This is a genomic window from Nonomuraea sp. NPDC050556 (assembly GCF_044457355.1).
Taxonomy (GTDB): domain Bacteria; phylum Actinomycetota; class Actinomycetes; order Streptosporangiales; family Streptosporangiaceae; genus Nonomuraea.
On the sequence record NZ_JBITGU010000002.1, the window covers coordinates 1,818,178 to 1,836,163 of the forward strand.

Genomic DNA, 17,986 nt, shown 5'->3' on the forward strand with positions numbered 1-17,986 from the left:
GCTGCCTGGTCAGGTGAGCCGAAGCTGGACCAGCGGTTATACCTAGACAAACAAGAACCAACGTAACAAGACTCAGTAAGCGCTGCATGGCCACAAAACTAGACAAGTTGGGTGTGGGCCCACGAGAGCGTCGCGGCGATGTTCACCCATCAACCCCGAGAGTTCATCCTCTGACGGAGATGCTGCTTCTGGAGGTCTCTGGGCTCGCGCGCTATGGCCTGCTCGAAGGCCACCCTGGCGTCCTCCGCCCGGTCCATGCGGTGCAGCAGCTCGCCGCGCGTCGCGTGCCACCAGGGGTAGCAGTCCAGGCCGTCGATCGCGTCCACCAGGGCGAGCGCCGCGGCCGGGCCGTCCAGCTCGGCGACGGCCGCCGCCCGGTTGAGCCTGACCACCGGGGTGTCCTGGACCGTCAGCAGGACGTCGTACCACGCCACGATCGCCGCCCAGTCGGTGTCGTCGTAGTGGCTCGCCAGGGCGTGGCACCCGGCGATCGCCGCCTGCACCACGTACGGGTCCGGCCTGCTCCCGCTGCGCGGCAACGCCGTCGCCACCAGCCTGACGCCCTCAGCCGCCTTCGCCGCGTCCCATCGGGTACGGTCCTGGTCCTTCAGCAGGACCTGGCGGCCGTCCACCGTCCGCGCCGCGCGCCTGGAGTCGTGCAGCAGCATCAGCGCCAGCAGGCCGAGCGCGGTCGGATCGTCGGGCATCAGCTCGGCCAGCATCCTGGCGAGCCGGATCGCCTCCTCGCTCAGCCGTTCCCTGCCCAGGTCGGTGTAGCCCTCGTTGAAGATCAGGTAGAGGGTGGCCGCGACCGCTCTCAGCCGCTCGGGCAGCTCCTCGGGCGGCGGGACCCGGTACGGGATGCCCGCCACCGCGATCTTCCGCTTGGCCCTGGTGAGGCGCTTGGCCATGCTCGCCTCCGTGACCAGCATGGCCGTGGCCACCTCGGCGGTCGACAGGCCGCCGAGCGTCCTGAGCGCCAGGGCCACCTGGGCGTCCATCGCCAGGGTGGGGTGGCAGCAGGTGAAGATCAGGCTGAGCAGGTCGTCCCTGGCCTGCTCCGGGGTGGGCTGCGCGTACATGGATTCCTTCCCTGTACGGCTGGCCTCGCGGCGCATGATGTCGATCGCACGCCGTTTGGCGGCGACGATCAGCCAGGCGCGCGGGTTGTCGGGGATGCCGTCGCGCGGCCAGGTCTCCAGGGCGCGCACGACGGCGTCCTGGGTGGCGTCCTCGGCCAGGTCCACGCTGCCGGTCACGCGGATGAGGGTCGCCAGCACCCTGGCGCCCTCCTCCCGCACCACCTGCCCGACAACCTCGAGCAACCCGCGCCCCCTTCTGCCCTTGCTGTGCGTGCTGTGCGTCCTCCGTCAGACGAACGTGATCACCGGGCGGACCTCGACCGCGCCCGACCACGCGGCCGGGATCGTGGCCGCCACCTTCACGGCCTCGTCGAGATCGGCGCACTCCAGCAGGTAGAACCCGGTGAGGGCCTCCTTGGTCTCGGCGTAGGGCCCGTCGCTGGTCAGGACGTCCCCGCCCTTGCCGCCTGAGACCTTGACGGTGGTCGCGGTGGAGGTCGGGTACAGGGCGTGCCCGCCCTTGATGATCTCCGCGGCCGCCTCGCCGAAGGCGAGGTACTCCTTCATGTCGCCGGCCTGCTCGGGCTGCGTCCAGTCCACGTCGGCGGTGTAGGTGAGGGCAACGTACAAAGGCATGAGTTCACTCCCGCGCTCTGGCCCGACGCTTCTCGTCGGCCTCCACTGTAAGGACGAACGGCGACGGCTCCCAAGGACACTTTCCCCCGGTAAAGTGCAGCGGTGACTCTGCGCAACGTTGTTCGCCTGCTTCTCATCCTCGCCGGAGCCGTCGGACTCGTCTGCACCTGGATCCCCGCGACCTCACCGCTGAACCCGCTGGTCTACTTCACCGTGCAGAGCAACATCCTGCTCCTGACCTACAACCTGTGGGCCTTCAACGGCAGATCCTCGACCCTGAAAGGCGCCGTAACCCTCTACATCTCCATCACCGGCTTGGTCGCGCACTTCATCCTCATGGACGGCGCCAACCCCTTCCCCCTGCTCACCTCGGGGGACGTCGGCGACGTAGGAGAGTTCTTCCTGCATTACGTGACACCGGTGCTGGCGCTGGTGGACTGGCTGGCCTTCGACCACGACCTGCGGCCGAGGTGGATCGAACCGCTGAAGTGGCTGGCGTTCCCCGCGGCGTATTTCGTCTTCGCCCTGGTCAGAGGCCTGTTCGTCCACCGCTACCCGTACCCGTTCCTGGACGTCAACCGCCTGGGTTATGGCGGCGTAGCCGTACAGGCCGTGTTCCTGGCCCTTTTCTTCGCCGCCCTCGGCTACACCCTCGTCGCCCTCCACCGCCTCGCCTCCCGCAAGCCCGCCCTTGCCATGAGATAAGGCAGGCACCTCACCCACGAAGGGCCGTCCACGCGGAGCTCCTGCTCGGCGTTTCTCAGCGGGAGAGGCTTCTGGCGATGACCAGGCGCTGGATCTGGTTGGTGCCCTCGAAGATCTGCATGATCTTGGCTTCGCGCATGTAGCGCTCTACCGGGAATTCTCGGGTGTAGCCGTAACCACCGAAGACCTGCACGGCGTCCGTTGTCACCTTCATGGCTGCGTCCGTTGCGATGAGCTTCGCCACGCTTGCCTGCCGCGAGTACGAGATCCCCGCGTCCCTGCGTCTGGCGGCGTCCAGGTAGGTGGCGCGGGCGGAGTCCACGGCGGCGGCCATGTCAGCCAGCAGGAAGCCCAAGCCCTGGTGGTCGATGATCTTGCGGCCGAAGGTGGTGCGCTCCTTCGCGTACGCCACTGCTGCGTCCAACGCCGCCTGGGCCAAGCCTGTGGCGCACGCGGCTATACCCAGCCTGCCGGAGTCCAGGGCGCTGAAGGCTATCTGCAAACCCTGGCCCTCCTCGCCGATCAGGCGGTCGGCGGGGAGGAAGGCGTTGTCCCAGTGGGCGCTGGTGGTGGGGATGGCGTGCAGGCCCATCTTCTCCTCCGGCTTGCCGAAGGTCAGGCCGTCTGCCGTGCCTGGGGCCAGGAAGCAGGAGACGCCTGCCGGGGTGCGGGCGAAGAGGGCGTAGAAGTCGGCTATGCCGCCGTGGGTGATCCAGGCCTTGTTGCCGGAGATCTGGTAGCCGCCCTCCACGGGGGTGGCCTTGCAGGTCAGGGCGGCCGCGTCGGATCCTGCCTGGGGTTCCGACAAGCTGTAGCCGCCCACTATGCGGCCGGAGAGCATGTCGGGGAGCCACCGGTCGATCTGCTCCTGCGTGCCGTACGCCAGCAACGGGTGGCAGGCGAGGGTGTGCACGCTGGTCGCCACGGCCACCGCTGCCCACCTGGCGGCCAGCTCCTCCAGGACCTGGAGGTAGATCTCGTACGGCTGGGCGCCGCCGCCGTATTCCTCGGGGTACGGCAGGCCGAGCAGCCCCGCTTCGCCGAGCACCTTGAACAGGCCCGCGGGGTAGGTCTCGGCGCGCTCGTGCTCCTCGACGCGGGGGGCTAGCTCCTTGTCCGCCAGGTCGCGGGTGAGGGCGAGGAGGTCGCGGGCCTCCTCGGTGGGCAGCAGGCGATCGACGGCCACGATGTCTCCCTGGCGACTCAAACGGACGAAGGAACTGGCGGTGCGGGCGGGGTTCAGGACAGCGTAGGCGCGAACCCCTCAGAGCTGGTGTACCCCACGGACGAGGCCCCCAGGAGCGAGGGCCCCCTCGGGGGACCGATGGACGCCCCGGAGTGGCCGGGTACTCGGGGTGGGCGGGTGCCTGGGGTGGTCGGGGTGGGGGGCTTGGGTCAGGGGGTTTGGAGGGTCAGCTTTTCGAGGGCGGTCCGAGCTTCCTCGCGGAACTCGGCGACCCTGGCGAGCTTGATGTCCTCGTACCCACGGATCAGGTCCGGCAGCGCGGCGATGTCCACGATGTCGGAAACGGTGGTCACCGACAGGTGCTTCAGAGCGTCGCGTACCAGCGCACGGTACTCGTGTACCAGCGCACGCTCGACCTTGCGCACTTCCGCGTAGCCGAACACGTCGAGCGAGGTCCCGCGCAAGGCTCGGGCAGCTCGGAGCGTGCGGAAGACCGCGCCCGCTGAGCGGCGGAGCCGGATTTTGCGCTTCATGCCCATCGCCCGCAGGATCGGCGGGTGCAGCAGCACGGAGACGGTGGCGTCTGCCCCGTATTCCTCCTCCCTGCGCGCCTGCTCGGCCGGGTCGAGGTGGAGCCTGGCCACCTCGTACTCGTCCTTGTAGGCCATCAGCTTGTGCAGCCCCTTGGCGTAGGCCACAGCGATGTCATCACCATATTCGCTCGTGAGTTCAAGAACTCGCCTTACGTCGTTGGCGTAACGGGTCGCATAGGACGAGTTCTGGAACCCCGTCAGGTCGGCCACCCGGACGGCGAGCACCTCGTCGAAGGAGGTGGCCGTCACCGAGACCGGCGCGGCGGCCACCGTGGGGTCGATCGCCAGCGCCCTGCCCCAGCGGAACGCCGCCAGGTTCTTCTCCACCGAGGCCCCGTTGAGCCTGATCGCCTGCTCGAAGGCGTCGGCGCTGATCGGCAGGCACCCGTGCTGGAAAGCCGCCCCGACCAGCAGCATGTTGGCCGGCATGTGATCGTCGAACAGCTCCTCGGAGAGCGCCTGCGCGTCGAGGTACAGGTTCTCCGAGGACCGCGTCACCGACTCGATGCGCACGATCGCGTCGGCAGGAGTCCCCGGTACGGTCACCCGCCCGGTCACCATCGCGGCGGTCGGCACGATCGCGGTGTTCACCACGGCGATCGTCCGCGTGGGCGAGGCGACGGCCAGGTTCCCGTCGGCCCCGGCGCCGAGCACGTCGAACCCGATCAGCACGTCGGCCGTGCCCCGCGACGCCTTCGGCGCACCGACGACGGGTGTGCGCGAGATGCGCACGTCACTGACGACGGGGCCGCCCTTCTGCGCGAGCCCGGTCTGCTCCAGACCGGCCGCGTAGAGGCCGTCGAGGTGCGCCGCCATCTGGATGATCGCCGAGACGGTGACCACGCCGGTGCCGCCGATCCCCGGCATACGCACCAAAACCGAATCAAATCGAGAAACCGGTTCAGGCAGGTCGAAGGGCACCTCCCGCGACGAGCGGACCCGCCGAGTTCCCGGCGTGACCAGCAGGAACGACGGGCAGTCGCCCTTGAGGCAGGTGAAGTCGGAGTTGCACGAAGGCTGGTGAATGCGGGTCTTGCGCCCGAACTCGGTATCCACCGGCAGCACCGACAGGCAGGTGGACTTGTCCCCGCAGTCGCCGCATCCCTCGCAGACCCGCTCGTTGACGACGACCTTCTCCGCAGGCGTGGGCAGCTTGCCGCGCTTGCGCAGCCGCCGCTCCTCGGCGGCACACCGGTCGTCGTGGATGAGAACGGTCACCCCGTCGAGCGCCGCGAGCTCAGCCTCAACCTCGGTGAAGTCATCCCGATGCCGGACAGAAGCGATCGGGTCCAGAGAAATCCCGCGGTAGTCGGAGGGGGTCGGCGTCGTGATCACGACCCTGCGCACCCCCTCCAGCGCCAGCCACCTGGTCAGCGTCGGGATGTCCATCCTGCCCTCGGCGCGCTGCCCGCCGGTCATGGCGACCGCGTCGTTGTAGAGCAGCTTGTACGTCATCGTCACCCCGGCCGCGACAGCGGCACGGACCGCCAGCGACCCGGAGTGATGGAAGGTGCCATCGCCCAGGTTCTGCACGAAATGCCGGTCATCGGTGAACGGCGCCAGCCCGATCCACTGCGCGCCCTCGCCACCCATCTGGGTGAGCCCGAGCTGCTTGCCGCGCCCCTCGCCGTCCAGCGCGATCATCGCGTGGCAGCCGATCCCCACGCCGACCAGCGTGTCGTCGGAGGCGCGCGTGGAGGTGTTGTGCGGACAGCCGGAGCAGAAGTACGGGGTGCGCGTCGCGAGCATGGGCAGCCCACGACTCTTGCGAACCGGAGCCTCAGCCGACGGAGAAAGACCGAGCAGCTTGGCCAGCACGCCCGAAACGTCCTCAGCGCCCAACGTGCCCCGCGCGGTCAGCAGGTCCCGCCCGTGCACCACGGGCACCCGGGCGCCGCCGTACAACGCCTGCTTGAGATGCCCCTCCAGGAACGCGACCTTGTCCTCGACGACCAGCACGGTCTCCAGGTCGCCCGTCATCTCGGCCAGCTCGGCATAGTCGAGGGGGTACGGCATGGCCAGCCTGATCAGCCGCACGCCGTACGCGTCCAGGTCGTCGAGCCCCAGGTCGGCCAGCGCCCGCAGCACCACCGCATAGGACGTGCCCGACGCCAGGATGCCGAGCTTGGTGTTGGCAGCGCCGGACATGATCCGGTTGAGGCCGTTCGCCCTGGCGTAGGCGCGGGCGGCGTCGAGCCGCTGGGTGAGCATGTCGTGCTCGGCGTCCAGCGAGGCAGGGCCGACGAGCGCGGGAGCGGGCGGCCGCTCGGCGCGCGAGGGCACCGGGATCCCCTGCGAGAACAGCGCGGGCTCGACGGTCGCCGAGGCGTCCGCGATGTCGGCGACGATCTTCAGGCCGGTCCAGAGGCCGGTCGCGCGGGACATCGCCACCGCGTGCAGCCCGAGCTCGATCATCTCGGCCACCGAGCCCGGCGCCAGCAGCGGCATCGACAGGCTCTGGCACATCGGCTCGCACGAGCTGGGCACGGTCGAGGACTTGCTGCCCGGGTCGTCGCCGATCCAGGCGACTGCTCCGCCCAGCGCGGCCGTACCCGCCAGGTTGGCGTGCCTGATCGCGTCGGCGGCCCGGTCGAGACCGGGGTTCTTGCCGTACCAGAAGCCGGTCACGCCGTCGTGGCGGCGGCGGGGCGCCTGTCCGAGGAGCTGGGTTCCGGCGACGGCGGTCGCGGCGAGCTCCTCGTTGAGCCCGGCCTGGAACACCACCCCGGCCGGTTCGAGGAACTTCCTGGCACGAGCCATCTCCAGGTCGACGCCGCCGAGCGGCGAACCCTGGTAGCCGGTGACGAACACGCGCGTGTTGAGTCCGCGCTCCTCGTCGAGGCGACGCTGTTCGAGCGTCAGCCGTACCAGCGCCTGGATGCCCGAGATGAGCACGCGGCCTTCGTGGGCCGTGTACTTGTCGTCGAGATGGACGCTCACGCGAGCCTCCTGGGCCTTCGTTCGTGGGGTGTGGTGCACAGCACAGCAATTCGCCCAGCACCTGCGCAAGCATCGCGCGATAATTCTCGACAAAGACGCAAATTGTTTGCGAGGTATCCTGGGTTTTGTCGCTTTGCTTTGCGTGGGTGAAGGGTTGTCTCATGGCTGAGATCGACGACATCGATCACCACATCCTGCGGATGTTGCGCGAGGACGGCCGGAGGTCGTTCTCCGACATGGCGCCCGAGGTCGGGCTGTCGGTGGCGGCGGTGAAGCGGCGGGTGGACCGGCTGCGCGAGGTCGGGGTGATCACCGGGTTCACGGCGGAGATCGACTACTCGAAGCTGGGGTGGGGGATCGAGGCGTTCACGGAGCTGCGGTACGCGGGGGCCACGCCGGTGAGCGAGATCATCCGGACGTCCACCGGGGTGCCCGAGGTGCAGGCGGTGTTCACGATCGCCGGGGATCCCGATGCGTTGATCCAGTTGCGGGTGCGCGACCTGGATCACCTACAGCAGGTCATCGACGGGCTGCGGCGGGCGGGCAACGTGACCGGCACCAAGACGCTGATGGTCCTCGGCTCCTGGACCCGCAGCGCCCCGGGCACCTCCACGTTCACCCACCGCTGAACGGCGAAGCCGGACGGACGGCCCAGAGCTCCACCAGCGCCCCCGCGAGGACCCCCAGGCCACCGGACGCCATCAGCAGAGACGAGTCGCTGCTCTGAGCCGCCGCCATGAGCAGCGCGGACAGGCCGATGATCACCCGGGACCAGCCGTGGAGCGCCACGTTGACCTCGTGCGACCCAACGCGCCCGAACACCAGGACCGCCTTACCGGTCGTCAACGAGTAACCGCCGAGGGCGAGGCTGAAGCAGCCCAGCAGAGCGAGGACCACGCCCATCTAGCGCAGGCCCGCGAAGAGGTCGTCCTCGTGCTCGGGCGCGTCGATGCGGCACTCCTTGCGTACGAAGGCCTCCGTCGCGAACGCCCGGTGCTGCGCGTCCTCCGGCATCTGGAGCAGGAAGATGTTCTCCCCCTGACTCTCGTGCGCCTCCAAAGCCTTGATCTTCTTCTCCACGTACGCCGACACGTCCACGTAAGCGGTGATCAACTCGTCAGGCGTCCCGAAGTCCTCAGGCAGCTCGAAGTCCCCCATGTCCACCCCGGTGGACTTCATGAACTCGAACATCTCCTTGATCCGCCCCCGCGGCATGGCCGTGTGGTAGAACTTCGACGCCGAAGACCCGGGAAACGCCGCCGTGGTGATCCGGTGCGCCTGGATGTGGTCCGGGTGACCGTACCCGCCGATCTCGTCATAGGTCACGACCACCTGCGGCTGGTACTTCTCCATCAACGCGGCCAGCCGAGCCGTCGACTCCTCGATCGGCACGTTGCAGAACGAGTGCGCGTCGCTGTTGGCCGCCCACCCGTCCATCCCCGAGTCGCGGTAGCCCAGCAGCTCCATGTGCTGGATCCCCAGCAACGAGACCGACTCGCGCAGCTCGGCGAGCCGCCGCTCGGCCACCTCGTCGTCGGAATGCCCCTCCTCGCCGGGTTTCACCCCGCCGGGCCCGTCGCCCTGCTCGCCGTTGGTACACGTCACGAGGACCGTCCTGATGCCCTCTTCCGCATAGCGCGCCAGGATGCCGCCGGTGCTGATCACCTCGTCGTCGGGGTGGGCGTGCACGGCCATGATCGTCAACTCTCGGTCCATACAGCCAAACTAGCGCGGGGTACCGACAGTCGGAGCGAATGGTGCCCCATGTCCGGGAACGATCACATCTGCGATGGAAAGCACCCGCTCCCGGCTGGCCCGCAGCAACGACCGGGACACGGTCACCGGGTCGTCCGCCGGCCCGTCCGCGCGCCACCACAGATCCCCCGCGATCGCGACGATCCCGTCGGCCGTACCCACCAGCAGCGTGATGTCCTCAGCGCTGTGCCCAGGCGTGGCCATCAGCCGCAACGAGTCGGAGAAGGCATAACCCTCGGCCTCCCTATCCGTCCAGGAATGCCCGAAGTAGATGGCCTTGTGGTCGTGAATGCGCGCCGAGGTGAAGAGCCCCACGTTGAGGATGTTGTCCGGGTGGTGATGGCTGAGCACCACATCGGTGATGTCACCGGCAACCAGGCCATGCGAGGCAAGCGCGGCGTGAATCACTGAAATGTCGGACACCATCCCGGGGTCCACAACGATCCGCAGGTCCCCGTCGATGACCAGCGAGATCGTGGCGGCCACACCGGGCCCGGTGGAGCTGGTGTAACCGGTGGCAAGGACGTGAAAGGCGGCCGAGCGGCCAAGAGTGAAGGTCATAGGGCAACCCTGGCCCTGACCGACAAAGACCAACAGTGGCAGGATTGCCAACTATCGTGGGTTTCATGCCAATGCGCGTGGTCGCCTACGCTCCCCCGAACGTCACCGCCCTCTCCCTGGGCATCGTCAACGAGATCTTCAACCGCCCCGACCGACATTTCGCGATCTGTACGGATCACCCGGGCGCCCTACGCACCGACCTCGGCATGAACCTCCCCATCGACCACGGCCTGGACACCTTCAAAGCCGCCGACCTGATCCTCTGCCTGCCAGGCACCACGAACCCCACAGAAGAAGCACAAAACGCCCTGAAGGAGGCCCACCACCGCGGCACGCTGATCGCCGCCCACTGCATAGGCGTCTTCCTCCCCGCGGCCGCGGGCCTCCTCGACGGCCTCGAAGCCACCACCCACTGGCGCTTCGCCGACCAACTCGCCCAACGCCACCCCGAGGTCCGCGTAAAACCCGAATCCCTCTACATCGACCAGGGCCAGATCGTCACCGGCGCCGGCGCCGCAGCGGGCATCGACCTCTGCCTCCACCTGCTCAGACGCGAGTACGGCTCAGCCGCGGCCAACGCCATAGCCCGCGACCTCGTCACCCCGCCGCACCGTGAGGGCGGCCAGCGCCAGTTCGTCACCGCCCCCGTCCCGGGAGACGGCGACGACGCGAGGCTGACCGGCGTGATCGCCTGGGCCAGGGACAACCTGGCAGAACGGATCTCCGTCGAGGAACTGGCCGCGATCGCGCTGATGAGCCCGAGGTCGTTCGCCCGCCGCTTCAAGGCAGCGACCGGCGCCACCCCGCACGCGTGGCTGCTCGCCCAGCGGCTCAACCTGGCCGAGGAGCTTCTGGAGACCACGGAGCTGCCGGTCGAGGAGGTGGCCAGGCGGGTGGGGTACGGCAGCGCAGCCGTACTGCGGGAACAGTTCGTCCTGCGCCGTGGCGTGCCGCCGCGCGACTACCGCCGCGCCTTCCACAGGAACGGCGAAGCGCCCGCCCCCTCGTGAGGGGCGGGCGCTTCGTCGTGTCCGGTGTGCGTGTCGCCTCTCGGCGAAAGGCGCAACGCGGCTCCAGCCGAACGGTAATCCGCGAAGGCAATAGGTGAGGCCCGGGGACACTGGGCACACCGGCCACGAAGTATCTAACTACGCACCCCTGGACGATATTCCGTACCCTCGAAGGTCATGGAGAAGCAGCTGATCGAGGTTCCCGGTGTCGTTGCTGTGGCCCTGGGCGGCAGCAGGGCGCGCGGCACCCACCGGCCGGACTCCGACGTGGACCTGGGCATCTACTACCGCGGCACGCTGGACACCGACGCCCTGCGCGAGCTGGCCGGCGACGGCGTCGAGGTGACCGAGCCCGGCGGGTGGGGCCCGTGGGTGAACGGCGGCGCCTGGCTGACCGTCGACGGCACCCGCGTCGACTGGATCTTCCGCGACCTCGACCGGGTGGAGCGGGTCTGGGCCGACTGCCAGGAGGGGCGCTACGAGGTCGCCGTGCAGGCGGGCCACCCGCTGGGCTTCTACTCCCACGCCTACGCGGGCGAGGTGGCGTTCTGCAAGATCCTGGAGGACCCGTCGGGCGAGCTGACGGCGCTGCGCGAGGAGACCCGCGCGTATCCGCCCGCCCTCGGCGAGGCGCTGGTGCGGGGGTTGTGGGAGGCGGACTTCTGCCTGCGGATCGCCGCCAAGGGCGACGACCCCGCGTACCGGGCCGGGTGCCTCTTCAAGGCGGTGGGCGTGATGTGCCACGCCCTGCACGGGCGCGACGGGGCCTGGCTGATCAACGAGAAGGGCATGGTGGCCTCCGCAGGGCGCCTGCCGAGCGCTCCCGACGGCTTCGCCGTACGCGCCCAGGCCCTGTTCAGCGGTACGGCAAGCCTCGAAGACGCCGCGGACCTCCTGGAAGACTGCCGGTGAAGGTCGTCAGGGTCGGCGACACCGTCCACAGGACGTGGGACAGCCCCTACGGCGACATGGCCTTCGTCCACGAGCTGCTGGACCACCTCGAAGGCTGGCCCGGCGCGCCGCGGTTCCTCGGTTTCGACGAGGAGGGCCGCGAGGTGCTCACGTACCTTCCCGGCACGCACGGGCCGGTGACGGACGCGAGCCTGGTCAGGGCGACGACGCTGGTACGCGAGCTGCACGACCTGACGGCGGGCACGCCACTGGCGGGCGATCAGGAGGTGGTCTGCCACAACGACCTGTCCCCGGCCAACACGGTGTTCGACGGCGCGCTGCCGTACGGGTTCATCGACTGGGACCTGGCGGCCCCTGGACGGCGCGTGCACGATGTGGCGCATCTGTGCTGGCAGTGGCTCGATCTGGGGCCGAACATCAAAGATCTGGCCAAGACTGCCGAGCGGGTCAGACTCATCGCGGACACCTATGGGATCACCAGCAGGACGGAACTGCTGGAAACCGTCCTTTGGTGGCAGGAACGCTGTGCGGACGGGATAGAGCGGGCCGGGATCGACAAGCTCATCGAAGCGGGCGTCCCCGCCCAGGTAAGAGCGGCGCGCGAATGGACGGGGGCGCACCTACGGCAGCTCACCTGAGCCCGGTATCCTGCGGATTCGTGCGCGATATCACGGTTTTCAGCGGAAGTGCCCACCCTGAGCTGGCTGAGGAGATCTGTGCTCACCTCGGCACGCCGCTCCACCCCGTGCGAGTGAGCCGCTTCGCCAACGACTGCCTCGAAGTGCAGCTGCAGGCCAACTGCCGCGAGCGCGACGTCTTCCTCATCCAGCCGCTCGTCCCGCCCGTGCAGGAGCACCTGGTCGAGCTGCTGCTCATGCTCGACGCAGCGCGCGGCGCCTCGGCGGCCAGGACCACCGTCGTGATGCCCCACTACGCCTACGCGCGCAGCGACAAGAAGGACGCGCCGCGCATCTCCATCGGCGGGCGGCTCGTGGCCGACCTGCTGGTGTCTGCGGGCGCCAACCGCGTGCTGACCATGACCCTGCACTCACCGCAGGTGCACGGCTTCTTCAGCGTGCCCGTCGACAACCTGCACGCGCTGCGCGAGCTGGCCGCGCACTTCCGCCAGTACGACCTGTCGAACTCCGTCGTCGTCTCCCCCGACCTGGGCAACGCCAAGGAGGCCGCGGCGTTCGCCCGGCTGCTCGGCTCCGAGGTCGCGGTGGGCGCCAAGCAGCGCTTCAGCGACGACCGCGTGGTGATCAGCACGATCATCGGTGAGGTGGCGGGCAAGGACGTCATCATCCTGGACGACGAGATCGCCAAGGGCTCGACCGTGGTGCAGTTGCTGGAGCGGCTCAGGGAGCGCGGCGCCAGGTCGGTGCGGATCGCGTGCACGCACGGCCTGTTCGCCGACGGCGCGGTCGACCGCCTCGCCGACCACCCCGAGGTGGTCGAGATCGTCTGCACGAACACCGTGCCCGTGCCGAAGCCGAGCGACAAGCTGACCATCCTGTCCGTCGCCCCCGCGCTGGCCGAGGCCATGCGCCGCATCCACGACGGCGAGTCGGTGAGCTCCCTGTTCACCACCTGACCAGCCTGGCCAGCCCATTGGTGATCTGCGCGGGCGTCAGCCCCCTGTCCTGCCGCATGTAGACGTAGAGGTCGGGGGCCAGGGGCGCCAGCAGGAGGTCGACGAGCACGTCAGGGTCCTCGACGGCGGCCTCGATGAGCAGCGACCGCACGTGCAGGCGCCAGAAGCCGTACGCCCCCGTCTCGTACCGCGACCGCCCCACCTCCGTGCCCAGCACCAGGTGCGCGTGGTTCTCCAGCAACTCCACCATCGCCGCGTAGAACGCGGCCAGCCGCTCAGCGGGCGGCGCGCCCGGCCCCAGCGGGGGCTCGCCGCGCATCAGCTTCTCCTGCAGCGCCCGCTCGTGCTCGTCCAGCAGCGCGACCGCGATCGACGCCCGGTCCGGATAGCGGCGATACAGCGTGCCCCTCCCCACCCCCGCCGCCTTGGCGATGTCGTCCATCGTCACGTCCTGTGGCGGCCTCGATGCGAACAGCGAGGCGGCGGCCTCCAGAATCCTGGCCCGGTTGCGTGCTGCGTCGGCTCGTTCCATGACCCCAAGCATATATGGACATCGTGTCCGCTTATAGGCTAGCCTCCAACAAGTGGACACGACGTCCGCTTATGTCAGGAGGAAAGAATGAACCTGCTGCACCTCGACGCCAGCGCCAGGACCAAGTCGTTCTCCCGCGAGCTGTCCGCCCGCTACGCCCATACCTGGCGCACGGCCAACCCGGACGGCGGATACACCTACCGCGACCTGGCGGCCGACCCGATCCCGCACATCAGGGAGGCCTGGACCGAGCTGTGCGACTACGTGCTGGCCCACGAGATCACCGACATCTCCCGGTACGGCGAAGCCGTACGGACGCCCGAGCAGCGCGAGGCGTGGCAGATCCTCGAACCGCTGCTGGACGAGGTGGTCGCCGCCGACGTGATCCTCATCGGCACCCCGATGTACAACTTCTCGATCCCCTCCTCGCTCAAGGCGTGGATCGACCAGATCACCTTCCCGAAGATGTCGCTGGAGGGCCGCTCCTTCGTCGTGACCGGCGCCCGCGGCGGCGCCTACGGCCCCGGCACCCCTCGCGAGCCCGTCGACCACGAGGAGCGCTACCTGCGCGACTTCTTCAAGGGCCACTTCGCCGTCGAGGACGTCACCTTCATCCACACCGAGCTGGTCAACGCGCTGATCGACCCCAGGCTCGCCGAGTTCCGCGACAAGCACGAGGCCTCCCGCGAGGCCGCACTCAAGGAGGTCTCCCGATGAACTGGCTCATTCTCGGCCTTGCCGGACTGGTCGAGGTCGCGTGGTCGCAGAGCATCAAGCCCACGCAGAACTTCACCAAGCCGATCCCGACCGCGATCTCCCTGGTCCTGATGGCCGCCGCCGTGTGGTTGCTCTCCTACGCGATGAACACCCTCCCGGTCGGTACGGCTTACGCCGTCTTCACCGGCATCGGCGCGGTGGGCGCGATCGCCCTCGGCATCTGGCTCAACGACGACCCGATCAGCGTTGGCCGGATGGCGGCGCTGGCGCTCATTGTCGGGGGGATAGTCTTGGCCCGGGTTACCACCTGAACCAGGAGAAAGGCTCGCATATGGGTGAGGTCAGGGACTCCTATCTGGTCGCCGCTTCCTCTGCTGTGGCATTGCTGCAGGACCCAGCGGTCGCCGCCGCCTGGTCGAAGCCGAGCGCGCTGACCGAGTTCAGCGTCGGCGGCCTGGCGATCCACCTCTCCCACCAGCTGGTCAGGGTCCACGGCGTCCTCGCGGACGGCGTGGCCGACGGCGAGCCGATCCAGCTCCTGGACCACTACACCAGGTCGACCTGGGTGACCGCCGGGCTCGACCACGAGAGCAACATCAGCGTCAGGCGCGCGGGCGACGCGGCCGCGGCCACGGAAGGCCCGGCCGCCCTCGCCACCCACATCCGGTCCGTGTACGGCGGGCTCGCGTCAGCGCTCCCCGCCGAGCCGGCCGACCGCATCGTGCACCTGCCCTGGGCCGGCTGGTCGCTGACCCTGGACGACTTCCTGCTCACCAGGATGATGGAGATCGTCGTCCACTCCGACGACCTGGCCGCCAGCGTGGGCGTGCCGACCCCCGAGCTCCCCGCCGACGTCGTCGACCCGGTCGTGGACCTGCTGGCCCGCCTGGCCGTCTACCGCCACGGGCCGACCGCCGTGATCAGGGCCCTGAGCAGGGCCGAGCGCGCTCCGGCGACCATAAGTGCCTTCTGAGTTATCACGCCGTCGCCAGCCGTACGGCTTCGACGATCTCCGCCCCGGAGAGCGCGCTCTCCGGGTCGATGAGCAACTGGCTCAGGAACCCCGTCAACATCGCCTGGTAGAAGCCGCCCACCAACCGGGCGCGCACCGGGTCCTCCGCGGTGCCCTCCAGCAGGTCGGCAAGGCCCGTACGCGCGTTGCGCACCCCCATGACCAGCATCTCGTGCAGCTCGGGCAGGTGGTCGATCTGCCCAATGAGCTCGAACTGCGTGGTCCACAGATGCCTGACCTTGCCCAGCTCGGCCGCGAGCCGGTCCCACGCGGCCGCGAAGCGCTCGATCGGTGACGCGTCAGGCTTCGTCTCCGCGGTCAGGATGGCCGCCATCTCGTCGCCCCACTCCCTCATGGAGTCGAACAGCGCCTCGTTCATCAGCGCTTCCTTCGACTTGAAGTGGTAGCCGATGCCCGCGAGGCTCACGCCCGACGACTGGGCGATGTCGCGCGCCGTCGTCCGCGAGTAGCCCTTCTCCACCAGGCACCGCTTCGCTCCCGCGAGCAGATCTTCCCGATTTCCCATGCTCAGAGGCTAGCACGATCGTCTCACAAATTAGTCCTAGACAACTGTCTCAGACGTCTGTACAGTTCTGGGCATGACGAAGAACGCGAACATCCTGATCAGCGGCGCGAGCATCGCCGGCACCTCGATGGCCTACTGGCTGCGCCGCTACGGCTTCACCCCGACCGTGGTCGAGCGCGCCCCGGCGATCCGCGAGGGCGGCTACAAGGTCGACATCCGCGGCGCGGCCCTGGAGGTCGTCGAGCGCATGGGCGTCATGGACGCCGTCCTCGCCGGAAGCACCGAGATGACCGTCGCGACCCACTACGACGCCAAGGGCAGGAAGGTCGCCACGATGGACGCGGCCCTGTTCGGCGGGCGCGAGGGCGCGGACGCCGAGATCATGCGCGGCGACCTCAACGAGATCTTCTACGACCTGACCAAGGACAGCGTCGAGTACCTCTTCGACGACTCGATCGCGACGATCTCCGACGACGGCGTGGTGACGTTCGAAAGCGGGCTCACCAGGAAGTTCGACCTGGTCATCGGCGCGGACGGCGCGCACTCCAACACCCGCAGGATCGTCTTCGGCGACGAGAGGCAGTTCGCCCACGACCTCGGCTACTACGTCTCGATCTGCTCGGTCCCCAACCACCTGGGCCTGGACCGCGAGGAGGCCGTGCACGTGGCCCCCGGCAGGACCGCCAACGTCTACAGCACCAAGCAGACGAGCGGCGCCAAGGCGCTGTTCCTGTGGGCGTCCGAGCCGCTCGACTACAACTACAGCGACGTCGAGCAGCAGAAGAAGCTGCTGGCCGACGCGATGGCCGGGGTCCGGTGGGAGGTGCCGAAGCTGCTGGAGTCCGTGCGCGACTCGCGTGACTTCTACTTCGACTCGCTGACCCAGATCAAGATGGACCGCTGGTCGAAGGGCCGGGTGGCGCTGGTCGGCGACGCCGCCTACTGCGCCTCCCCCGCCTCGGGCCAGGGCACCAGCCTGGCGATCGTCGGCGCCTACGTGCTGGCCGGCGAGCTGGCAGCGGCCGCCGGTGACCACGAGATCGCCTTCGACGCCTACCAGCGCGAGATGGCGGAGTTCGTCGAGGCCAACCAGAAGCTCGGCCCGGCCAACGTCAAGGGCATGGTCATCCCGTCGAAGTTCATGGTCTGGTTCACCATCAGGATGCTCAAGCTCATGCCGCACATGCCCGGCAAGGACGGGATGATCGAGCGCATCACCGGCCCGATCCGCGTCGCGGCCAACTCCATCACGCTCAAGAATTATGTGGAATAAATGATTCCGTTCTGCTAGAGTGGAACCAATCGTTCCGTTCCGAAGCATGAAGGAGTCCTGACATGACGATCCTCGTCACCGGCGCCACAGGTACCGTCGGCCGCCAGATCGTGAACGAGCTCATCCGGGCGGGCGCCTCCGTCAGCGCGCTGACCCGCGACCCCGCCAAGGCCGCGCTCCCCGAGGGCGTGAACGTGGTCGCCGGCGACCTCTCCCAGATCGGCACCCTCGACTTCACCGGGGTCGAGGCGCTGCACCTCATCAACTTCGCGGGTGACGACTACTCCCCGCTGAAGAACGGCCAGGCGATCGTGGACCTGGCCGTCGAGGCGGGCGTGAAGCGGGTCACCGTACTCGGTGGGCGGGCCGACGGCGAGCTGGAGCAGGCCCTGGCCGCGAGCACGCTGGAGTGGACGCTGGTGAACCCGGTGGAGTTCATGTCCAACACGCTGATGTGGTGGGCGCAGTCGATCAAGACCGAGGGCGTGATCAGGGAGCCGTTCGGCGGCAGGCTGAGCGCCATGGTCCACGAGGGGGACATCGGCGCGGTGATCGCGACGGTCCTCACCCAGAGCGGGCACGGCGGCAAGGACTACACGGTGACCGGGCCCGAGGCGCTGACCACGGCGGAGAAGGTCGCCGTCCTCGCCGGGGCGATCGGCAGGGAGATCGAGTTCGTGGAGCTCACCCCCGAGCAGGCCGTGGAGAAGTGGAAGAACGACGGAATGGGCGAGGAGACGATCGGGTTCCTCCTCCAGGCGCTCGGCAACACCCCGGAGATCGGTTACACGGTCACCTCGACCGTCGAGGACATCACCGGACGCCCGGCGCGCAGCTTCGCGCAGTGGGCCGCCGAGAACGCCTCCTCATTCCACTAAACCCTATCGGAATTGCATAAAAGCGGCATGACGTGTAGGAATGTGTCCCACACACATCCTTTTTGCGCAGGAGT

The 17,986-nt window shown here is 68.6% G+C and carries 20 protein-coding genes; 11 read left to right on the plus strand and 9 right to left on the minus strand.

Going from position 1 to position 17,986, the window contains the following annotated elements:
* Nucleotides 1-149: 149 nt before the first annotated feature.
* Nucleotides 150-1,325 carry an RNA polymerase sigma factor gene (locus ACIBG8_RS26650; protein WP_397345658.1) on the minus strand — a complete coding sequence of 392 codons (1,176 nt, stop codon included), beginning with the start codon at nucleotides 1,323-1,325 and terminating at the stop codon, nucleotides 150-152.
* 45 nt (nucleotides 1,326-1,370) lie between these two features.
* Nucleotides 1,371-1,718 carry a YciI family protein gene (locus ACIBG8_RS26655; RefSeq protein WP_397345659.1) on the minus strand — a complete coding sequence of 116 codons (348 nt, stop codon included), beginning with the start codon at nucleotides 1,716-1,718 and terminating at the stop codon, nucleotides 1,371-1,373.
* A gap of 102 nt (nucleotides 1,719-1,820) precedes the next feature.
* On the opposite strand from ACIBG8_RS26655, the gene ACIBG8_RS26660 reads away from it, so the two are divergent.
* Nucleotides 1,821-2,423: a Pr6Pr family membrane protein gene (locus ACIBG8_RS26660; protein ID WP_397345660.1), complete on the plus strand. Its 603-nt coding sequence runs from the start codon at nucleotides 1,821-1,823 to the stop codon at nucleotides 2,421-2,423.
* Between the two features lie 55 nt (nucleotides 2,424-2,478).
* Here the strand turns inward: ACIBG8_RS26660 and ACIBG8_RS26665 are convergent, their stop codons facing one another.
* Both ACIBG8_RS26665 and ACIBG8_RS26670 read right to left on the minus strand, forming a co-directional pair.
* Nucleotides 2,479-3,609: an acyl-CoA dehydrogenase family protein gene (locus ACIBG8_RS26665; RefSeq protein ID WP_397345661.1), complete on the minus strand. Its 1,131-nt coding sequence runs from the start codon at nucleotides 3,607-3,609 to the stop codon at nucleotides 2,479-2,481.
* 209 nt (nucleotides 3,610-3,818) lie between these two features.
* The gene (locus tag ACIBG8_RS26670) at nucleotides 3,819-7,181 is read right to left on the minus strand and encodes an indolepyruvate ferredoxin oxidoreductase family protein (RefSeq protein ID WP_397345663.1); all 3,363 of its coding nucleotides are present in this window, start codon (nucleotides 7,179-7,181) and stop codon (nucleotides 3,819-3,821) included.
* Between the two features lie 122 nt (nucleotides 7,182-7,303).
* Here ACIBG8_RS26670 and ACIBG8_RS26675 point away from each other — a divergent pair, with 122 nt between their 5' ends.
* Nucleotides 7,304-7,771: an Lrp/AsnC family transcriptional regulator gene (locus tag ACIBG8_RS26675; RefSeq protein ID WP_397345665.1), complete on the plus strand. Its 468-nt coding sequence runs from the start codon at nucleotides 7,304-7,306 to the stop codon at nucleotides 7,769-7,771.
* Here ACIBG8_RS26675 and ACIBG8_RS26680 read toward each other — a convergent pair.
* From ACIBG8_RS26680 to ACIBG8_RS26690, 3 genes are read right to left on the minus strand one after another with little or no spacing between them, the layout of a single operon-like run.
* On the minus strand, nucleotides 7,758-8,045 hold the full coding sequence (locus ACIBG8_RS26680; RefSeq protein ID WP_397345666.1) for a hypothetical protein: 288 nt from the start codon (nucleotides 8,043-8,045) through the stop codon (nucleotides 7,758-7,760). The genes ACIBG8_RS26675 and ACIBG8_RS26680 overlap by 14 nt on opposite strands.
* A complete protein-coding gene (locus ACIBG8_RS26685) occupies nucleotides 8,046-8,858 on the minus strand; it encodes a PIG-L family deacetylase (protein WP_397345667.1) in 813 nt (270 codons plus the stop codon). It lies immediately after the preceding gene.
* Between the two features lie 9 nt (nucleotides 8,859-8,867).
* Nucleotides 8,868-9,458 (minus strand): MBL fold metallo-hydrolase, encoded by a 591-nt coding sequence (locus ACIBG8_RS26690; RefSeq protein ID WP_397345668.1) that lies wholly within the window; start codon nucleotides 9,456-9,458, stop codon nucleotides 8,868-8,870.
* Nucleotides 9,459-9,523: 65 nt separating this feature from the next.
* Here ACIBG8_RS26690 and ACIBG8_RS26695 point away from each other — a divergent pair, with 65 nt between their 5' ends.
* From ACIBG8_RS26695 to ACIBG8_RS26710, 4 genes are all read left to right on the plus strand, one after another.
* Nucleotides 9,524-10,468: a GlxA family transcriptional regulator gene (locus ACIBG8_RS26695; RefSeq protein WP_397345669.1), complete on the plus strand. Its 945-nt coding sequence runs from the start codon at nucleotides 9,524-9,526 to the stop codon at nucleotides 10,466-10,468.
* Between the two features lie 177 nt (nucleotides 10,469-10,645).
* On the plus strand, nucleotides 10,646-11,380 hold the full coding sequence (locus ACIBG8_RS26700) for a nucleotidyltransferase domain-containing protein (protein WP_397345670.1): 735 nt from the start codon (nucleotides 10,646-10,648) through the stop codon (nucleotides 11,378-11,380).
* Complete coding sequence (locus tag ACIBG8_RS26705; protein ID WP_397345671.1) at nucleotides 11,377-12,018, plus strand: phosphotransferase; 642 nt, start codon at nucleotides 11,377-11,379, stop codon at nucleotides 12,016-12,018. The genes ACIBG8_RS26700 and ACIBG8_RS26705 overlap by 4 nt, the downstream gene beginning before the upstream one ends.
* Nucleotides 12,019-12,038: 20 nt before the next feature.
* On the plus strand, nucleotides 12,039-12,974 hold the full coding sequence (locus tag ACIBG8_RS26710; RefSeq protein WP_397345672.1) for a ribose-phosphate diphosphokinase: 936 nt from the start codon (nucleotides 12,039-12,041) through the stop codon (nucleotides 12,972-12,974).
* On the opposite strand, the gene ACIBG8_RS26715 is transcribed toward ACIBG8_RS26710, so the two are convergent.
* On the minus strand, nucleotides 12,964-13,506 hold the full coding sequence (locus tag ACIBG8_RS26715) for a TetR/AcrR family transcriptional regulator (RefSeq protein ID WP_397345673.1): 543 nt from the start codon (nucleotides 13,504-13,506) through the stop codon (nucleotides 12,964-12,966). The two genes, ACIBG8_RS26710 and ACIBG8_RS26715, sit on opposite strands and share 11 nt — an antisense overlap.
* Before the next feature lie 87 nt (nucleotides 13,507-13,593).
* Between ACIBG8_RS26715 and ACIBG8_RS26720 the strand changes: the two genes are divergently transcribed.
* The 3 genes from ACIBG8_RS26720 to ACIBG8_RS26730 are packed head-to-tail and all read left to right on the plus strand — an operon-like array spanning nucleotide 13,594 to nucleotide 15,196.
* On the plus strand, nucleotides 13,594-14,223 hold the full coding sequence (locus tag ACIBG8_RS26720; protein ID WP_397345674.1) for an FMN-dependent NADH-azoreductase: 630 nt from the start codon (nucleotides 13,594-13,596) through the stop codon (nucleotides 14,221-14,223).
* Entirely contained in the window at nucleotides 14,220-14,534 is a 315-nt protein-coding gene (locus ACIBG8_RS26725) for a DMT family transporter (protein WP_397345675.1), read from the plus strand. The genes ACIBG8_RS26720 and ACIBG8_RS26725 overlap by 4 nt, the downstream gene beginning before the upstream one ends.
* Nucleotides 14,535-14,554: 20 nt before the next feature.
* On the plus strand, nucleotides 14,555-15,196 hold the full coding sequence (locus ACIBG8_RS26730) for a maleylpyruvate isomerase N-terminal domain-containing protein (RefSeq protein WP_397345676.1): 642 nt from the start codon (nucleotides 14,555-14,557) through the stop codon (nucleotides 15,194-15,196).
* A gap of 4 nt (nucleotides 15,197-15,200) precedes the next feature.
* Here the strand turns inward: ACIBG8_RS26730 and ACIBG8_RS26735 are convergent, their stop codons facing one another.
* The gene (locus ACIBG8_RS26735) at nucleotides 15,201-15,761 is read right to left on the minus strand and encodes a TetR/AcrR family transcriptional regulator (protein WP_397345677.1); all 561 of its coding nucleotides are present in this window, start codon (nucleotides 15,759-15,761) and stop codon (nucleotides 15,201-15,203) included.
* 73 nt (nucleotides 15,762-15,834) lie between these two features.
* Between ACIBG8_RS26735 and ACIBG8_RS26740 the strand changes: the two genes are divergently transcribed.
* Complete coding sequence (locus ACIBG8_RS26740; protein ID WP_397345678.1) at nucleotides 15,835-17,034, plus strand: FAD-dependent monooxygenase; 1,200 nt, start codon at nucleotides 15,835-15,837, stop codon at nucleotides 17,032-17,034.
* A 62-nt stretch (nucleotides 17,035-17,096) separates the two neighbouring features.
* Entirely contained in the window at nucleotides 17,097-17,912 is an 816-nt protein-coding gene (locus tag ACIBG8_RS26745) for an NmrA family NAD(P)-binding protein (RefSeq protein ID WP_397345679.1), read from the plus strand.
* Nucleotides 17,913-17,986: the final 74 nt, after the last annotated feature.

Excerpts from the sequence above, each read along its gene's own strand:
- ACIBG8_RS26655 (WP_397345659.1), bottom strand. The coding sequence starts at position 1,718 with ATGCCTTTGTACGTTGCCCTCACCTACACCGCCGACGTGGACTGGACG.
- ACIBG8_RS26675 (WP_397345665.1), top strand. The coding sequence starts at position 7,304 with ATGGCTGAGATCGACGACATCGATCACCACATCCTGCGGATGTTGCGC.
- ACIBG8_RS26680 (WP_397345666.1), bottom strand. The coding sequence starts at position 8,045 with ATGGGCGTGGTCCTCGCTCTGCTGGGCTGCTTCAGCCTCGCCCTCGGC.
- ACIBG8_RS26685 (WP_397345667.1), bottom strand. The coding sequence starts at position 8,858 with ATGGACCGAGAGTTGACGATCATGGCCGTGCACGCCCACCCCGACGAC.
- ACIBG8_RS26690 (WP_397345668.1), bottom strand. The coding sequence starts at position 9,458 with ATGACCTTCACTCTTGGCCGCTCGGCCGCCTTTCACGTCCTTGCCACC.
- ACIBG8_RS26695 (WP_397345669.1), top strand. The coding sequence starts at position 9,524 with ATGCCAATGCGCGTGGTCGCCTACGCTCCCCCGAACGTCACCGCCCTC.
- ACIBG8_RS26700 (WP_397345670.1), top strand. The coding sequence starts at position 10,646 with ATGGAGAAGCAGCTGATCGAGGTTCCCGGTGTCGTTGCTGTGGCCCTG.
- ACIBG8_RS26715 (WP_397345673.1), bottom strand. The coding sequence starts at position 13,506 with ATGGAACGAGCCGACGCAGCACGCAACCGGGCCAGGATTCTGGAGGCC.
- ACIBG8_RS26720 (WP_397345674.1), top strand. The coding sequence starts at position 13,594 with ATGAACCTGCTGCACCTCGACGCCAGCGCCAGGACCAAGTCGTTCTCC.
- ACIBG8_RS26725 (WP_397345675.1), top strand. The coding sequence starts at position 14,220 with ATGAACTGGCTCATTCTCGGCCTTGCCGGACTGGTCGAGGTCGCGTGG.
- ACIBG8_RS26730 (WP_397345676.1), top strand. The coding sequence starts at position 14,555 with ATGGGTGAGGTCAGGGACTCCTATCTGGTCGCCGCTTCCTCTGCTGTG.
- ACIBG8_RS26735 (WP_397345677.1), bottom strand. The coding sequence starts at position 15,761 with ATGGGAAATCGGGAAGATCTGCTCGCGGGAGCGAAGCGGTGCCTGGTG.
- ACIBG8_RS26740 (WP_397345678.1), top strand. The coding sequence starts at position 15,835 with ATGACGAAGAACGCGAACATCCTGATCAGCGGCGCGAGCATCGCCGGC.
- ACIBG8_RS26745 (WP_397345679.1), top strand. The coding sequence starts at position 17,097 with ATGACGATCCTCGTCACCGGCGCCACAGGTACCGTCGGCCGCCAGATC.